Below are 17,647 nucleotides of genomic sequence, written 5' to 3'. Positions count from 1 at the left end.
ATGTCAGAATCCGAGCTGGATCAGTGCAAGTCCGGGGAACACCGCGAATAAGACGGTCAGCGGAAGCACCCCGAAAACAACAGGGATCATCATCGCGATCTCCTTTTTTCCCGCTGACTCCATCAATTCGCGCTTTGACAGGTCGCGCACGTCCTGCGCCTGGGCCCGCAGAACATCGGCCAGAGGTGTTCCGCGCTGCACCGCAACCGTGAGTCCGTCGACGAACCGCACCAAGGGCGCCAGTCGGTTCCTGTCCGAGAACGCCTGTAGCGCGTCAATCAGGGGCATACCGGCACGCGTGTCTGCCAGCAGTTCGCTGAACTCCTTCGCGAGCTCTCCGTGGGAGGTTCGGCATATCCGCTCGAGTGCGCCGGTTGCGCTTTCGCCGGCGCCCACCGCCAGTGCCATCAGCTCGGCGATGCTCGGAAATTCGGCAAGCATTCTCGCTTCACGTCGGCGTATCCGCGACCTGAGACGCATTTCAAGCACAGCTCCGGATCCGAAGGCACTGCCCAGCACAATGGCCAAGGCAGCTACAACGCTTCCGCCGCGTGAGACGCCCCACAGGACCATCAGGACCGTTGAGACGCAGAAGCCCACTGCGCCGGCGACGATCTGCCGCGCCCGGAATTCCATAACCGACTGACCCGCGCCCGCCTGGTCCAGACGAAGCGCCAGGGCCCTCGAAGCGGGGCTGAACCGAATGAACCACCCGGCCAGGTCGTACAGTGTCGACCGGAGGATGTGTCCGAGCGGACCGGCAAGAGTGGAGACCCCGGACCGGCCCCGGCCCAATAACCGTGATGGAGCCTCGACGGCTCTCAACTGGGGGCCGATCCGATCAACGAAATGCACCCTCCGCGCTGCCGGGTGCCCGATTCCCGCGAGCCACGGACCAAAACCGAGCACGCTTCCGCACAAGGCCGACAACGCAAGGTAGGGCATCATCGCAGCACCCTCTCGTCCCGGGGCAAGGCACCGACGCGCAGCATCACCCGGTAACAGAAAAGGGAGACCGCCAGCCCACCCAGGAGCACGACGGCCCCTGCCGCTGTGCTGTAGGCACGCACTGCCTCGGGGCGGGTCGCCAGGAGCAGCAAGACAAACCAGGGAGCGGCAACAGCCAGACGGGCCGCATCAATCGTCCAGGATTGACGGGCCTCCAGTTCGTTGCGGGTGCGCGCACTGTCCCGAAGAAACTCGGAAAGGGTGCCCAAGAGTCGGCCGAGGTCCGATCCGCCGACCTCGCGGGTGAGGCGCAGCGCCTCGACGATTCGATCCGCCACGGGATCAGCGAGCCTTTCCTTAAGACTGTTCAGTGACTCATCGAAGCGGCCTCCGGCCCGGTAGTCGGAGCCGAAGGCCGTGAACGCGGCACGCAGTTCCGCCGGCCCCTTCTCACCAAGCTGGATAAGCGCCTCGGGCAGCGAAAGCCCCGCGCGGATTGCAGACCGCAGATGGTCGACGACGTCGGGCCACAGCTCCTGCAGGGACGCCGTCCTCCTTTTCGCCCGCCATCGCACGATGCTCAGCGGAAGGGTGCCACCGAACAGCGCGAAGCATGCTGCAATCGGGAACGACCCCGAGAAGGCAAGGCCGCACAGCAACACAATCAGGCCCACGGCCATGCAGGTTCCAACAAGCCCCCGGGGAGAGACCTGGCTCAGGCCAGCGCGAACCAACAGGCGGCTCAATCTCGACTGCCTCTTGACCTGCGCCGCCCGCGGCGGCACAGGCGAAGACCAAGACGACCACCACATCAGGAAGAGGCCGGCTCCCATTGCCATCCCCAACACCGCGCTCATCGGTGGTCCTCGAGCAGAGCGGCGACGTCCACACCTGCCGCGGCGAACTTCTCCTGGGCCGGCATCGACGAAGCATTCAGCCGGAGTGATCCGTCGATACGGGTGAAAACCGATGCTGATTCGATGACGCCGTTTTCCACCCGCCGGCCAAGCGCCAGGACCTCCTGGATCTGGCGCTGCCCGCCGCGCACCCGGGCACAATGAACCACGAGGTCGATGCATGACGCAACAGTCGGCACCACAAACTCACTGGAGATGTTCTTGCCCGCCAAAAGCGGGAGCGTGCAGATTTTCGCCACGGCATCGTGGGCCGAGTTGGCATGAACACTGCACATCCCCGGAAGCCCGCTATTGAGCGCGATCAACATGTCGAGGCTCTCCGCCTCGCGGACCTCACCGACGATCAGGCGGTCCGGGCGCATCCGCAATGCTTCCTTCACCAGCCGCCGCAGCGGAATCTCTCCCTGGCCTTCAAGGTTCGGTTGCCGGCACTGCAGGCCCACGACGTCACGCAACGGGAGTTGAAGCTCGAAGATCTCCTCGACCGTGACAACGCGCTCTCGCGGGCCAATTGCGGCGCCAAGGCAGTTCAGCAAAGTGGTTTTCCCCGCCTGGGTCGCGCCGGAGACGAGGATGTTCAGTCCACTCGCCACCGCCGCGTCAAGAAACCGGGCGGCCTGATGGGTCAGGGTGCCCAGAGCGACGAGCTGTTCGAGCCGGCCCGCGCGCACGATGAACCGCCGGATGTTCACGGCCCAGTGGCGGCGCGTGACATCCGGGATGACCACGTGAAGCCGCGAGCCGTCCGGCAGCGACGCATCGACGAACGGCGAGGAAAGGTCAAGGCGCCGGCCCGAGGACTTGAGCATCCGCTCCACGAGGTCGCGCACCTGCCGCTCGCTCAGCGTCAGCGACGTCAGCTCCGATTCCCCCGCCCGGGCCACGTAGACCTCCGACGGCGCGTTGATCCAGATCTCCTCGGTCGTCGGATCATCAAGGAACGGCTGAAGCGGCCCGAATCCGGCGACGGCGTCGAACACGTGCTTCCGGGCGCTCTCAAGGTGCCCCAGCGGGGGCAGCGAACCGAGGACCGCCCGCTCGCCATAGTCCTCGACAGCGGCATGCACCAGACTCATCACCTCGGCGGCCTGATCCACCGGGTCCAGCCCACGGCGGCGGATCAGTTCGCGCACCTCGTCTTCGACAATGCCCACAGCATCCATGACGGTCCCCCGGCGGTCGAGCGGCACTAGCGGCACGCACCTCCGAGCTGGGCGCAGTCACAGCCTACTGAGCGGTTCCGGAACGGACCAGAGTACAACTGGTTATTGTGGACAACTTTCCCCGACTAGCCCACCGCCCGCCACTGTGCATCCAGGGGACATAGGCCGGAGCAGGCGGAATTACTGATCCAATTCCGCTGCACCGTCTATTCGATCCGGTGGCCTTCAGCTACGCTCAAAGCACCCGGCGTGTTTGTGGCGCTCAGAGCTGCGGGACCGATCGCTCCATCGGCACCGTCCTGAACGCCAGTCGATAAGCGCGAGGTGGTGCTGTCTCGCGCCGCCGCCCAGGGTGCAGAACCGGTCTCGGAGCACTTGTTTGGGGAAATGATGAAGTCAGCACCTTGGGCTCCCGTGCCCGGATCGCGGGAGTCCAGCACCGACCCCCGCCCGCAGAGCCGAATCGCAGCGCATCGGTTCGAGTTCCACGCGAGGGCCGCGGCTGCGGTGCTCACCGCACTGGCGATTGCCTGCTCATCGCTGTCACCGGCGTCTGCGCAGGAAGTACCGGTCGATCCGGAGCCCGGCACCGAGGAGCCAGCGCCGACGCCGCCGGCCACAACCATCGACGAAGCGATCGCCAACTTCAACGATGCCCGCGATGAACTGGGTTTCGAACCGGTGATGCTCAGCGAGGAGGCCGGTGGTTTCCTCGAAGCGATCCACGCCGACGCCGACGAAGACAAGGCACTTCAGACAACGGCCTTCGAACTTGAGCACAACCTGACGCCGCAGTGGAAAACCCATGCCGAGAGGACCACGGCAGAGCCGGCATCGGAAGTTGAGCTGCTCGAGGCCCACCTCGACTCGCTGCTCGAGCCCCCGGCACCCGATGATCCGTTCTGGGCTGCCGACATGAAGAGCGCCGTCGCCGTTGGTTTCTTCGCCAACACGACCGAGAATGAGGACGGCGACACCCAGGACAGCGGAATCGCCCTCTTCGAGAAGCCAACACCGGCCTTTGACGAACCGCCCGTCGTCAGCGGATCGAGCCAGGTCGGCCAGACCGTGGTCTTCGAGCACACCGGCTATACCAGCGGCGCCGCCCTCTCCCTTCAGTGGTTCCGGAACTCCGACCCCATCGAGGGCGCCACGGAACCGGCCTACACCCTCCGCGCGGAGGACCTCGGCCAGGACATCTCGGTCCACGCAACCCTGTCCCGCGAGGGCTGGGTCAACAGCCTCTCAAACCACAAGCTGCCCGACGTCGTGCAGCCGGGAACCCTGACCGCGCCCTCAGTCACTATCTCCGGTAGCCCCAACCTCGGGATGCCGCTGACCGCCGTCACCGGCGAACCCGGCACGGTTCCCGCAACCCTCAGCTACCAGTGGCAGCAGGAGAGCACGCCGATCGAGGGGGCTGTCACCGCAACCTACATCCCGACGGCGGCCGACGTCGGCCACCAGCTCAGCGTGACCGTCACCGCCTCGGCGCCCGGCTACACACCCGCCTCGCAGACGTCCGAGCCGACGGCGCCCATCACGAGCCTTATCGCTCCGGTGCCGACGATCAGCGGTGCCGTGATGGTGAATTCGAAGCTGACGGTCGCGCCCGGTGAGTGGGGGCCGGCCCCCGTGACACTGACCTATGCGTGGTACGCCGACGGTGTGCGGATCGACGGCGCGTCCTTTGCCTCGTACGTGCCGACGCCGTCAATGCTCGGCAAGCGTCTAACGGTGCGCGTCACGGGTTCAAAGCCCGGCCACACGCCGGTCGGCAGCATGTCGAAGGCCACCGACCCGGTGGCTCAACAGGCCCTCGTCGCGCCGGTACCGAAGATCACGGGCAACGCCGTTCTCGGGTCGAAACTGACGGCGGCCGCCGGAACCTGGGGCCCGGCCCCGGTGAAGCTCACCTATGCCTGGTACGCCGACGGTGCCCGGATCACCGGGGCGTCCCTCTCCTCCTACGTGCCGACGTCCTCGACCGTCGGAAAACGCCTCACCGTCCGGGTGACCGGCTCCAAGACGGGTTATGTTTCCGTCGGCCGGATGTCCGCGGCCACCGACCCGGTGGTCAACCGGACACTCGTTGCGCCGGTGCCCAAGATCGTTGGCCAGCTTGCCGTCGGCACGAAACTGACCGTTTCGGCCGGCGAGTGGGGGCCCGCGCCGGTGTCGCTGAGCTACGCGTGGTACGCCGACGGAGCGCGGATTTCCGGCGCCTCCGCGGCGTCGTACGTCCCGACGTCGGCGGTGCGGGGCAAACGCCTGCAGGTGCGTGTGACCGGTTCGAAATCCGGCTACACAACCACCGGAAGGCTCTCGGCGACCACCGTCCCCGTGGCGCCGCTGGAGGAGGTGCCCCCAACACCGACGCAGGCCGGATCCCGCGCCTGGTGGGACTCGATCGCCAAGGACATGCTGCACCGCATGGAGAGCGACCCCGGCGGACAGCGCGCCTACGACGCATGGACCTACGCCTACCAGGCGCGCCTTTCGGCCGAATACCGGGGCTGGAAGGATCCCGCCACGCAACGCTACCTCGCCCGCACCTACAGCCTCGTCAAGCCGGACGGCGGCTACGGCATGGACCAGTCGTGGGATGCCTTCTCAAACGGCACCGTCAACAGCGCGTCGACCACCTATACGGTGACGACGGCGGACCATGTGGGAGAGGTCCTGCTCGCGGGGTTCCTCGGCGGTGGGGTTCCCAAGGCGAAACTCCTCGCGGCGGTCGATTCGCTGCTCAGCACGCCGATCGACGACACGCCCCATGGGAAGTGCATGGCCTACTCCAAGAGCAGCTATGACCGCCCCTCGTCCTCCGGCTGCGTGGTGAATGTGTCCCTGGGTGCCGCCGCGTTCCTCGACAAGGTGGTCGATTCCGGCGTCCTGAACAACGAGCCGGCCCGCCTGGCACGTGCCAAGGCCGTTGTCTCCCAGCTGAAGTGGCTCGGCATCAACACCTACAACGCGACGGGCGGCGGCTGGGCCTACATGTACCTTCCGTCGGGGCAGCTCCCGATCGGCCGCCCCCTCGTTCAGGACGCGAACCACAATGCCTACACCTTCGAATCGGCCATCCGCCTCTACGGGAAAAACTACGTCAACGAGGGAATGACGAAATGGCTGTCGCGGCCGCCGAGCTTCATCAACTTCTTCGACGTGACCGGCAGGGTCCGGCAGCAGTCGCTGACCCCCGGCGTGTACGCGAACAACGCCCTGAAGGACGCCGCGTACGTCTCCTCCAACGTCACCCTGCGCACCCAGTACGCCCAGCTGGGGCTGTGGGCAATGAGGCTGGCCAAGACCGCCACCCTCCACTCGATGCAGTGGCGGCCCACGGCCTACGTCGAGCCGATCGCTGCGTACAACGCTCGGGGTGCGCGCGTCTGGAGCGCGGTGCCGAAAGGCTCGACCGTGACCCTCCGTTCGGTCGTTTCGTCACCGGCGGGAGTCCGCAACATCAACCAGGCAGTGAAACTTGGCATCGGGGGTGCCTACAGCACCCGGAAGGCAACGGGCCATCAGGGCAACGTCGCCTTCGTGGTGACCGTGACGCGAAGCGGCTGCTACTCAATGGTCGTCGCGAAGGCCTACACCTCAACGAGGGCGGACGTCACGCAGTCAATCTGCTTCCAGGCGGTCTGAAGCGCGGACTGACCACCGCGCGCCCGCCATGCCCCGCCCTGTGGGCGGGGCTGCACGTCTGCCACCGGTACCTCGAAGGCTCAAAGGCCGGAGGCTCAAAGAACACCGGCAATCGCCTCAAGATATCCCTTGACATTTTGCGACACGCCGCCTCGGGGAGGCCGAAACGCCGAGGCTGCGCATAATATTCCGCTTTCACACAAGAATCATTAGTCACATACGTCACTCCCATGTAGTCTTCGATGGATCGCCCGCCCTGGCTCCGGCCTGGACTATGGAGAACCACTTTGACATCGACTTACCCCCGTAGACTCTTGTGCTCCGCAGCCCTTTCCATTGCGCTTTTCGTCAGCGCAGTGCCAGCCGTTGCTGTTGCCCAGGTCCACCCCGCACCCTCGACAGCTCCCACCGCAGGAGAAGCGCCCGCGGTGAACCCTGCACCGGAGCCCACCGGCCCGTCCGTTGCGCCGGCTCCGGCACCCGCACCGGCAGAACCTCCCGCGGCACCATCCGAGGCTCCGGAGCCGGCCACGGCACAACCCGCCGACAACGAGGTGACATCCTTCGTTCCGGACCCCACCTGGAACCCGCTCCTCGAGCCCGGAGCCAACCCCCGGCTCGGAGAGAACCATCCCGAACCGGGCGACCATCTGCACAAGGCGCAGTCCACCGACGGCACCGCCGGTTCGGCCGCCTTCGGGCCCCGCTACGGCGACTTCAAGGTCAAGCTCGTCACGGTGAAACTCGCGGACAAGACAACCGCGGATGTGAACGCCATCGACATGGCCGCCGCCAGGGCCTCGATCACCGCATCAAGCTCCTACTGGAAAAGCGCATCGATCAACCGCCTCTCCATGACCACCGTCTCCGAGGTGCGCGGGTTCGTGTCGAAGGCCAAGCACACCGACTCCTACGACCAGATCATGGCCACGGTGACACGGGAGCTGAACTGGCAGTACAAGCCATATGAGGCCCTCGTCATCTTCGTGCCGCACAAGGACCTGAACTCCTACGGCAACTGGGGAATCCTCGGCGGCGGTTTCACCGACAGCGCGACAAGCGGGCGCGTGATCATGCCCTACCCCTCGGCAACAACGAACAATGTTGTGGCCCACGAATTCGGCCACGTGCTGGGCCTTCACCACTCGAACTCCCTCAACTGCGGCAACGGGCGCCTCGACGTGGCCCGGGTTGCCGGGGGCTGGGGCGACACCAGCTGCAAGACCTGGGAATACGGCGACACCGTGGACATCATGGGGTTCGCCCAGCTCCACACCCCGATGATCAACTCCTTCATGTACGAATACGGCGGCTTCGGCCGGGGCGACGAGATCCGCAACGCGGGCGTCGCGACCGGGACGAAGCGCTACACGCTCACGGCATGGGCCGGAAGCGGCGCGAACCGCGCAGTGAAGTTCACCGACCCGGTCAGCCGCGAGGTCTACTACCTGGAGCTTCGCCTCCCCGTGGGGCGGGATGCGAGCATCGCCACCGGCGGCAACCGCGGGGTGAAGATCATCAAGAAGGACCACCTTGGCTGGAGCGGCAACGCCTCAATCGCACTCACCCCGAACAGCCGGTGGGCCGGCTACTACAACACGAACCACTCATGGCAGGCCGGCTCGACTTTCACCACCCACAAGGGAACCAAGGTGGCGATCAACACGGTGAGCAGCACCAGCGCCACGATCACGATCACCGCTCCGGCGTCGGTGCCTGCTCCCGCTCCCGCTCCGACCCCTGCTCCGACGCCTCCTGCTCCGGCTCCGGTGGTGTTGGATAAGACGCTGGCTGCGGTCAATGCCGGGGATTTCAACCGCAACGGCACCGATGACCTTATCTCCCGGCGCCCCGATGGGACCCTGTGGTTCCATGACGGCACCGGCACCGGATCGTTCAAGGCTCCGGTGAAGATCGGCTCGGGCTGGGGCATCTACAGCCAGCTCATCGGCGGCCAGGACTTCAACGGGGACGGACGCCCCGACCTTGTCGGACGCAAGACCGACGGCACGCTGTGGTTCTACGCCGGCACCGGCGTGGTCACGGCCACCGCCGAGGGCTACAAGGGCGCGGTGAAGAGCGGGCAGGGCTGGAACGCCTTTGACATCATGGTCTCCCCGGGAGACTTCACCGGGGACCGCCGGGCCGACCTGATCGCCCGCAAACCCGACGGAACCCTCTGGCTCTACCGCGGCACCGGCACCAGCCCGGGCATCGTGACCGGCGCGGTGCGCATCGGCACCGGCGGCTGGACCGGGTTCAACATGATCACCGGCGCCGGGGACTACACCGGCGACGGCCGCGCCGACCTGCTCGCCCGCAAACCCGACGGCGCCCTCTGGCTCTACCAGGGCACCGGAAACGTCAGCGCCACCAGCACCGGCTACCTGCCCGGACGGGCCATCGCCACCGGCTGGTCCGGCTACGCCGACGTCGTCGGGGCCAGCGACTTCAACCGCGACGGCAGGACCGACCTCGTGGGCTTCAAGACCGACATGAGCCTGTGGTTCTTCGCCGGCACCGCCATGAAGGACAGCGGCTACAAGCCCGGCACCCGCATCGCGGCCACCGGCTGGCAGGACTACACCGCCCTTGCCTCCCCCGGGGACTTCAACGCCAACGGCACCAAGGACCTCATCGGACGCAAAAAGGACGGAACCCTCTGGCTCCTGAACGGCAACACCGCCGGAGGCTACGACCCCGCCCGCAAGATCGGCACCGGCGGCTGGAACGCCTTCACCCAGATCCTGGCCCCGGGCGACTTCAACGGCGACGCCAAACCCGACCTGCTGGCCCGCCACACCGACGGCAGCCTCTGGCTCTACGCCGGCACCGGAACCGTGAACACCACCAGCGAGGGCTACAAACCCGGACGCCGCCTGGGCACCGGGTGGAACACCTTCACCCAGCTGATCACCCCCGGAGACTACAACGGCGACACCAAAGCCGACCTGCTCGGGCGCAAACCCGACGGAACCCTCTGGCTCTACCCCGGCACCGGCACCGTCTCGGCCACCAACAAGGGCTACACCACGGCCGTGAAAATCGGCACCGGCGGCTGGCAGAACTTCAACCACGTCTTCAGCCCCGGAGACTTCAACGGCGACAAACGCACCGACCTGCTCGCCCGCAAACCCGACGGCAGCCTCTGGTTCTACGCCGGCACCGGCACCGCCTCCGCCACCGCCACCGGCATCAAACCCGGAACCAAACTCGGCACCGGATGGCAGAACTCCACCACCATACTCGGCCCCGGAGACCTCACCGGCGACACCAAAGCCGACCTCCTGGCCACCCGCACCGACGGATCCCTCTGGCGCTACACCGGAACCGGCATGCCCCCCAACCCCGGCTACACCACCGGAGCCCCCGCCGGAAAACTCTAACCAGTCCACAAGAAGTGCCGATGGTGTAAGTGGGGCCCATTAGGGCCCGGCTTACACCACCGGACCAACCTTCACCGGTCCCCCACTTACCCCGGAGGGCTTCCCCAGCGGCTCCCGGAACCGGTGAACCCGCACTATCTGGAGATTCAACCGTGAAAAGCTACAGTCCAGCCTCCGTTCTCGCCGCGGCAATCCTCACCGCGGCGCTCGTAGGCGGAACCACCTCAGCGGCCGCCCTCAACGCACCACCGGAGGCAGAGCCGCCTTTCGCGTCGAGCGAGCCTTCGCCCGCGGAGTCCCCCGGGCTGGCGACACCCGCCCCGCAGCCCTCCGGGAACGCGCAGGAACAGCCTGCCTCCCCGGCCCCCGGCACATCCAGCGAATCCGCCGAGACCGGCGAGCTGTCGACGGCGGACGCCGAGGAACTCTCCCCCGAAGAACTGGCACGGAACGCTGAAGCGCTTGCCGATGTGATCGGGCCGCTCGGGGCAAGCCTGGGCCAGGGCGCCGAGCGGATCGCCGAGACCGGCGATCCGCAGGTCCCCACCCAGGAGGAACTCGCCCAGGTTGCGGCGGAGGAAGCATCATCGGATGCACCGCGCGCGCTCCCGCAGGAATCAGGCAGCACGTCGGAGCAGCCGGAGGCCTCCGAACCCGCGCCGAGCGCGCCCGCGGAGATGTCCCCGATGGCCGAATCCACCTTCCAGACCCTGATCAACTACTGGCAGCCGGCCGGCATCCTCGGAGTGGACGTCAGCAGCCACCAGGGCAACGTCAACTGGGCCGCCGCATGGAGCAGGGGTTCAAGGTTCGCCTACACGAAGGCATCGGAGGGGCACACCTACCTGAACCCCTACTTCTCCGGCCAGTACCTCGGCGCGCAGAACGTGGGCATGGACCGGGGCGCCTACCACTTCGCCCTGCCCAACGTCTCAAGCGGGGCAACCCAGGCCGACTACTTCGTGCGCAACGGCGGCGGCTGGTCGGCGGACGGCAAAACCCTGCCTCCCCTCCTCGACGTCGAGTACAACCCGTACCCTTCCCTGGGCAACACCTGCTACAACATGAGCCCGGCCCAGATGGTGACCTGGATCCGCGACTTCTCGAACACCATGCTGCGCCGCACCGGCCGGCTGCCGATGATCTACTCCACAACCGACTGGTGGAACCGGTGCACGGGCAACAGCACCGCCTTCGCCAACCACCCCCTGCACATCGCCTCCTACAACAACTGCTGCACCGGTGCCCTTCCGGCCGGGTGGAGCACCTACAGCCTGTGGCAGTACACAAGTGAAGGCCCCGTTGTCGGAGACTGGAACCGCTGGAACGGCAGCGCCGCCGGCCTGGACCGCTTCGTGCGCAACACAACCACCTCCACACCTGCTCCTGCTCCGACGCCTCCTGCTCCTGCTCCGGCTCCGGTGGTGTTGGATAAGACGCTGGCTGCGGTCAATGCCGGGGATTTCAACCGCAACGGCACCGATGACCTTATCTCCCGGCGCCCCGATGGGACCCTGTGGTTCCATGACGGCACCGGCACCGGATCGTTCAAGGCTCCGGTGAAGATCGGCTCGGGCTGGGGCATCTACAGCCAGCTCATCGGCGGCCAGGACTTCAACGGGGACGGACGCCCCGACCTTGTCGGACGCAAGACCGACGGCACGCTGTGGTTCTACGCCGGCACCGGCGTGGTCACGGCCACCGCCGAGGGCTACAAGGGCGCGGTGAAGAGCGGGCAGGGCTGGAACGCCTTTGACATCATGGTCTCCCCGGGAGACTTCACCGGGGACCGCCGGGCCGACCTGATCGCCCGCAAACCCGACGGAACCCTCTGGCTCTACCGCGGCACCGGCACCAGCCCGGGCATCGTGACCGGCGCGGTGCGCATCGGCACCGGCGGCTGGACCGGGTTCAACATGATCACCGGCGCCGGGGACTACACCGGCGACGGCCGCGCCGACCTGCTCGCCCGCAAACCCGACGGCGCCCTCTGGCTCTACCAGGGCACCGGAAACGTCAGCGCCACCAGCACCGGCTACCTGCCCGGACGGGCCATCGCCACCGGCTGGTCCGGCTACGCCGACGTCGTCGGGGCCAGCGACTTCAACCGCGACGGCAGGACCGACCTCGTGGGCTTCAAGACCGACATGAGCCTGTGGTTCTTCGCCGGCACCGCCATGAAGGACAGCGGCTACAAGCCCGGCACCCGCATCGCGGCCACCGGCTGGCAGGACTACACCGCCCTTGCCTCCCCCGGGGACTTCAACGCCAACGGCACCAAGGACCTCATCGGACGCAAAAAGGACGGAACCCTCTGGCTCCTGAACGGCAACACCGCCGGAGGCTACGACCCCGCCCGCAAGATCGGCACCGGCGGCTGGAACGCCTTCACCCAGATCCTGGCCCCGGGCGACTTCAACGGCGACGCCAAACCCGACCTGCTGGCCCGCCACACCGACGGCAGCCTCTGGCTCTACGCCGGCACCGGAACCGTGAACACCACCAGCGAGGGCTACAAACCCGGACGCCGCCTGGGCACCGGGTGGAACACCTTCACCCAGCTGATCACCCCCGGAGACTACAACGGCGACACCAAAGCCGACCTGCTCGGGCGCAAACCCGACGGAACCCTCTGGCTCTACCCCGGCACCGGCACCGTCTCGGCCACCAACAAGGGCTACACCACGGCCGTGAAAATCGGCACCGGCGGCTGGCAGAACTTCAACCACGTCTTCAGCCCCGGAGACTTCAACGGCGACAAACGCACCGACCTGCTCGCCCGCAAACCCGACGGCAGCCTCTGGTTCTACGCCGGCACCGGCACCGCCTCCGCCACCGCCACCGGCATCAAACCCGGAACCAAACTCGGCACCGGATGGCAGAACTCCACCACCATCCTCGGCCCCGGAGACCTCACCGGCGACACCAAAGCCGACCTCCTGGCCACCCGCACCGACGGATCCCTCTGGCGCTACACCGGAACCGGCATGCCCCCCAACCCCGGCTACACCACCCGGACCCCCGCCGGAAAACTCTAACTCCAAACGACGACGGCGGGGCCTCCCGAAAGGGGGCCCCGCCGTCGTCGTATATCGAGCTATTGAAGGATCGCTCAGCCGGCAGTGTCAGCGCCGCGGCGTTTCCCGTTGGAGATCAGCGAAGAGTACAACCGGGTCAGGCGTTCAACACCGACTTTGGCGTCGTGCTCCTTTGCGACGAATCCCGGCCCGTCCTGCTGCCGTGAGGCGGCCTGCGGATCCTCGAGGGCGCTGACCACCCCGCCGGCGACCGACTCGACGCTGGTTCCGCCGAGGTGGGTGAGCTGCGGATAGAAGGACCGGTCGGCGGTGCTGACAAGCGGCGCTCCGATCGCCAGCGCTTCGAGCTCGCTCACCGAGAGGATGCTCGTCATCTGGCCGACGACCACCGATGCGGTGGCGAGCCAGGCGTGGAAGTGCTCGGGCGCCATCTTGGGCACCAGCGTGATTCCGGCTTCCGCCGCCTCCGCGGCCCGCTCCCCCCACTCCAGCCCCACGAGCTCGACCTGGGGGTGCGCCTCGCGCACGCGCTTGGCCACCTCGATCTGCTGTGCCGCCCCCTTAACGTCGTCCCACCGGGAGGCGAAGACGACGCGCCCGGGACGCGGCTGCCAGGCAGGCAGGCGGTCGGCCCGGATGGTGACGGGAAAGTACTCTCCCCTGTCGGTGAGGTTCCGGACATGGGGAGCAAGATCGGGGGTCGAGTAGAGGATCGCGTCGGCGTGTTCAACGCCGTACTTCAGCTTGGGAGCCCAGCCGTCGTACTGGCGCGACCTCACGTCGGTGCCATGGAAGTGGAGCACCCACGGTGTCCGCAGCCAGCGGGCGTGCTGGGAAAGCCCGCCCGTGTGGAAGTGGACGACATCGGCCCGCGCGCTCATCAGGGCGAGGGTCCCGTCCCACAGCACGGGCCGGGTACGCAGGGCCGGGTGCTTCAGGATGCCCGTCCAGTCGCGCCGGTAGTACCAGGGGATGCCGGTCATCGACCAGGACTGGCCCATCTCGTTGGCCGTGTCCACGAGGTTGCGGCCCACGTTGGCCGCATCGTGGACGTGGAGGGCGCGTACTCCCGCAGCCTCGCCCGGCATCATGCGGCCCCGATCAGCTTCCGCACTGCGTCTTCCCAGGGGCCAACCACCTCTTCGGCGCTGAGCTCCCGGGCCGACTTGTGTGAGGCCTGCTTCATCGCCGCGACGGCCTCGGGGGTGAGGCTGGTGAGGAGCCGGGCAACGGATTCGGCGTCGAACCCGTCGGACACCACACCCAATTCGTGCTTGCGGACAACGCGTTCCATTTCGGGGGACGGGCCGATCACGACGGCCAGACGGGCCTGCACGAATTCGAAGAGCTTGTTCGGCAGTGCGTGGAGCAGGTTGAAGGTGCTCGGCGGGCAGATGAAGATACCGACGTCGTAGTTCTGCAGCAGCGGAACGATCTGTTCGAACGGCACCGGCGGCACCATCCGCACGGCTCCGTCCGGAACCTCGGCGGCCTGTGCGGTCAGTTCGTCGATGTACTTCTGCTCGCCCGGAACCATCACGAGGTCCATCGTCGCCGTGCCAGGCCGCAGCTCGTTGGCCCGCGCCACCGCCTCGATCATGACCTCGATCTTCCGTCCGCGCCCCGCGGCGCCGGTGTGGATCAGCCGGAGCGGCTCCTGCACTTCCGTGGGGCTGTAGCGGTCGTCGTAGGACGACGCGTTGGGAACGACAAGCGGCTCCGGCATCCGGTAGACGCGGGCATACTCCTCGGCGATGCCCTTTGCGACTGTCGTTGCCGAGTCGACTTTGGTGACGTACTTGCGGGCGGCCCAGTGCATCAGGGGCCCGATGAGGAGCCGCCACTGCAGCCTGTCCTCGCCCTGGCGGGGCGCATACTCGTGGAGGTCGGCGTGGACCCCCCGGGTGGGCCGCAGGGCAAGGGCGAGCGGTGCGGCGATGACGTCATTAGCCACAACTACGTCGACCGACCCGGCAGGGATCGCGCGCCGGACGAACTTGACCCGTTCGGAGTCGAAGTAGAGCTTCTCGTGGTACCGCGCGGCAAGGAGCATCGCGGTGACCTTGAAGCTGCTCCGCCATGCCGCGAGGGCATCGGGGATCTGGACGTGCTCGACGACGCCCGCCGGCGCTTCGCCGTAGCCGCACGAGATGACGTCGGCGAACTCCTTGAGCAGGTTGATCTGCCGCAGGACCCGCGGATCGCGGATGATCGGGGAAAAGGAGAGAACCAATACCCGGGGCCGGCCGGCGCGCATACTTCCGTCGTTCATCGTTTCCACACTTTCACTACGTCGCAATCCCGGCCCGCGGGATCGATGGTTTTCAGGCCAGGCCCGCCAGTGCGGCCTGCTTGGCGAAATCGGGCATCTGGGCAACAACCTCGTCGAAGGTTCCCCGTCCGGCCAGGCGGCCGTCCGCGAAGAAGAAGACGACGTCGCTGTCCTTGATCGTTGAGAGCCGGTGGGCGACCGTGATGGTCGTGACGCTTCCGGCGAGGTTCCGGATGGCATCGGTGACGGCGGCCTCAGTTGAGGTGTCGAGCGCGCTTGTCGCCTCGTCGAGGACGAGGACGGCCGGATCGCGGTACAGCCCGCGCGCGATGCCGAGGCGCTGGCGCTGGCCGCCGGAGAGGGCCATGCCGCGCTCTCCCGCTGCACCGTAGATGCCGTCGGGACGCGATTCGACGGCGTCGAGCATCTGTGCGCGCTTCAGGGCGCGGCGCACCCGGTCGGGGTCGACCTCGTCGGGGTCCCAGGTGAGTGCGACGTTCTGCGCGATCGACGCGTCGAAGAGCGAAACTTCCTGGGGCACGTAGCCGACCCGGGAGCGCCAGGAGTGGAGCACCTCGCGCATGGGGACGCCCCCGATGAGGACGTCTCCCGAGCTGGGAAGGAGCAGCCCGAGCAGCAGGTCGATCAGTGTCGACTTCCCCGCCCCGGAGGCGCCGACAACCGCAACGCGCGAGCCCGCGGGGATCGTCATGTTCACGTCGACGAGCGCCGGAGCATCCGTGTTGGGGTAGCTGAAGCTGACGTTCGTGAGCACAATGTCGGGAACGCCCGGCGGAAGGGCCGTCTGGTCGGGGGACTCCTCATCCTTGGCCCGGGCCTCGGCTTCCTTGATGTCCGCAAGCACCTGCTCTGCGAAGGGGGTGCTCGAGTGGACCGTCGAGAGGATCGACTGGAAGCGGGTCAGCGAGGGAACAATGCGGAAGCCCGCAACTCCGAACAGGGCAATCGCGGCAAGGGTGTTGGTCACAGGGTCGACTCCGGCGGGGCTCGTCAGGTATCCGACGATGCCCACCAGCATGAAGCCGCCGATCAGGGCCGACTCGAGGACGAAGCGCGGCACCTGTCCGAGGAAGAGGGCCATCGAGCGGGCCTTGGCGGACTGGATGCGGTTCGCGTGGACCGCCTTCTCCACGTCCGCCGTCGCGCCCTTGAGGGTCACTTCCTTCAGCGCGCCCATCGCCTCGGTGATCAGGCGCACCGTCCGCAGGGAGAACTGGCGGTTCCGCCGCCCGTTCGCGACGGCGCGCTTGGAGATACCCCGCGAGAGGAACAGGGCAACGAGGCCGAGGTAGATGATCGCCGTGATCGCCGTGATCCAGTTGCTTGCGAGCAGCACCACGACGACGGCGAGGACGGTGACGATCTCGCCGGCGAGGCCCATCGACGGCATCAGGACGCCGGACACGGTGATCGACACACCCGAGTCCACCGACCGCACGAGTTCCGAGGAGTTCCGCTTCAGCCGGTCGACCCATGGTGCCCGCATGTAGGCGCCAAGGAGCCGGTCGCCGATCGACACCTCGTGGGCTGCGAAGCGTGCTGTGGCGATGCGGAGGAGGAGGACGTTCATGGCACTCTTCACGATGACCAGCGTGCAGAAGATCGCAAGGACCACTGCGTAGTCGGAGACCGAGTCGATGACCACGGGCCCGAAACCGACGGGGGTCTCGGAGATAATGCTCGACATTGTCACGGCCAACAGGCCCAGGGCCACGATGTCAATGAGCGCCAGCGATGACGACAGCACGGCATAGCGGATGAGGAACCTGCGGGCGGAATCGGGGAGAACCTCAAGCAGCCGGCGGTTGATCCGGATCAGTGACTTCATTTCTTATCCGCGGCTACCCGCGCACCGTACTTCTCCCCCGGCGTCGTGCTTTCTTCAACCCGTGGGGCCGGGGCCGCCTCCCATGGCTTTTCCGCCTCGTCGAGGGCGATGCGGCGCGAAAGCTTGGTCAGTGTCGCTTCCATCTGCCGGAACCGCTGGTGGGTGGTCGACATGTAAACGAGGAAGGAAACAATGAACGCGTAGAGCATCAGGTCGGTGCCGCGGCCCACGCCGACGATCCTGGCGAGCTGCGTCAGGATCGTCGGGAAGAAGATGGAGAGCACTGCCGCAATGGCGAAGAGCAGCACCATGATCCTGCGGATTGCCATATGTTTTGCATTCGAGCCGCCGCGGATGAGCACGAGCGAAAAGAAAATGACGACAAGCAGGAGGACTATTTGGACGACTATGAGCATGTGG

At 66.9% G+C, this 17,647-nt stretch carries 10 protein-coding genes; 3 read left to right on the top strand and 7 right to left on the bottom strand.

Going from position 1 to position 17,647, the window contains the following annotated elements; translation table 11 throughout:
* Positions 1-3: 3 nt before the first annotated feature.
* The 3 genes from AC4D14_RS01015 to AC4D14_RS01005 are packed head-to-tail and all read right to left on the bottom strand — an operon-like array spanning position 4 to position 3,028.
* Positions 4-948, bottom strand: coding sequence for a type II secretion system F family protein (locus AC4D14_RS01015; RefSeq protein WP_490899715.1), 945 nt, complete (start codon positions 946-948; stop codon positions 4-6).
* Complete coding sequence (locus AC4D14_RS01010) at positions 945-1,805, bottom strand: type II secretion system F family protein (RefSeq protein ID WP_490899714.1); 861 nt, start codon at positions 1,803-1,805, stop codon at positions 945-947. The genes AC4D14_RS01015 and AC4D14_RS01010 overlap by 4 nt, the downstream gene beginning before the upstream one ends.
* Positions 1,802-3,028 carry a TadA family conjugal transfer-associated ATPase gene (locus AC4D14_RS01005; protein WP_490900466.1) on the bottom strand — a complete coding sequence of 409 codons (1,227 nt, stop codon included), beginning with the start codon at positions 3,026-3,028 and terminating at the stop codon, positions 1,802-1,804. Before AC4D14_RS01005 ends, AC4D14_RS01010 begins: the two co-directional genes overlap by 4 nt.
* Before the next feature lie 390 nt (positions 3,029-3,418).
* Between AC4D14_RS01005 and AC4D14_RS01000 the strand changes: the two genes are divergently transcribed.
* The 3 genes from AC4D14_RS01000 (at position 3,419) to AC4D14_RS00990 (ending at position 13,106) form a co-directional block, all read left to right on the top strand.
* The gene (locus tag AC4D14_RS01000; RefSeq protein WP_490899713.1) at positions 3,419-6,682 is read left to right on the top strand and encodes a hypothetical protein; all 3,264 of its coding nucleotides are present in this window, start codon (positions 3,419-3,421) and stop codon (positions 6,680-6,682) included.
* Between the two features lie 356 nt (positions 6,683-7,038).
* Positions 7,039-10,068 (top strand): FG-GAP-like repeat-containing protein, encoded by a 3,030-nt coding sequence (locus AC4D14_RS00995; protein ID WP_490899712.1) that lies wholly within the window; start codon positions 7,039-7,041, stop codon positions 10,066-10,068.
* A 152-nt stretch (positions 10,069-10,220) separates the two neighbouring features.
* Positions 10,221-13,106: a GH25 family lysozyme gene (locus AC4D14_RS00990; protein WP_490899711.1), complete on the top strand. Its 2,886-nt coding sequence runs from the start codon at positions 10,221-10,223 to the stop codon at positions 13,104-13,106.
* A gap of 74 nt (positions 13,107-13,180) precedes the next feature.
* Here the strand turns inward: AC4D14_RS00990 and AC4D14_RS00985 are convergent, their stop codons facing one another.
* The 4 genes from AC4D14_RS00985 to AC4D14_RS00970 are packed head-to-tail and all read right to left on the bottom strand — an operon-like array spanning position 13,181 to position 17,643.
* Positions 13,181-14,197, bottom strand: a complete 1,017-nt coding sequence (locus AC4D14_RS00985) for a glycosyltransferase family protein (protein WP_490899710.1) — start codon at positions 14,195-14,197, stop codon at positions 13,181-13,183.
* Positions 14,194-15,378 (bottom strand): glycosyltransferase family protein, encoded by a 1,185-nt coding sequence (locus AC4D14_RS00980; RefSeq protein WP_490899709.1) that lies wholly within the window; start codon positions 15,376-15,378, stop codon positions 14,194-14,196. The genes AC4D14_RS00985 and AC4D14_RS00980 overlap by 4 nt, the downstream gene beginning before the upstream one ends.
* 52 nt (positions 15,379-15,430) lie before the next feature.
* Entirely contained in the window at positions 15,431-17,227 is a 1,797-nt protein-coding gene (locus tag AC4D14_RS00975; protein ID WP_490899708.1) for an ABC transporter ATP-binding protein, read from the bottom strand.
* The gene (locus AC4D14_RS00970; RefSeq protein WP_490899707.1) at positions 17,224-17,643 is read right to left on the bottom strand and encodes a DUF2304 domain-containing protein; all 420 of its coding nucleotides are present in this window, start codon (positions 17,641-17,643) and stop codon (positions 17,224-17,226) included. The genes AC4D14_RS00975 and AC4D14_RS00970 overlap by 4 nt, the downstream gene beginning before the upstream one ends.
* Between the last annotated feature and the right edge of the window lie 4 nt (positions 17,644-17,647).

The sequence above is a fragment of the Arthrobacter sp. TJ-254 genome, assembly GCF_058269175.1.
The sequence above is the reverse complement of the archived record's forward strand: the minus strand, read 5'-3'. Positions and strand labels throughout refer to the sequence as shown.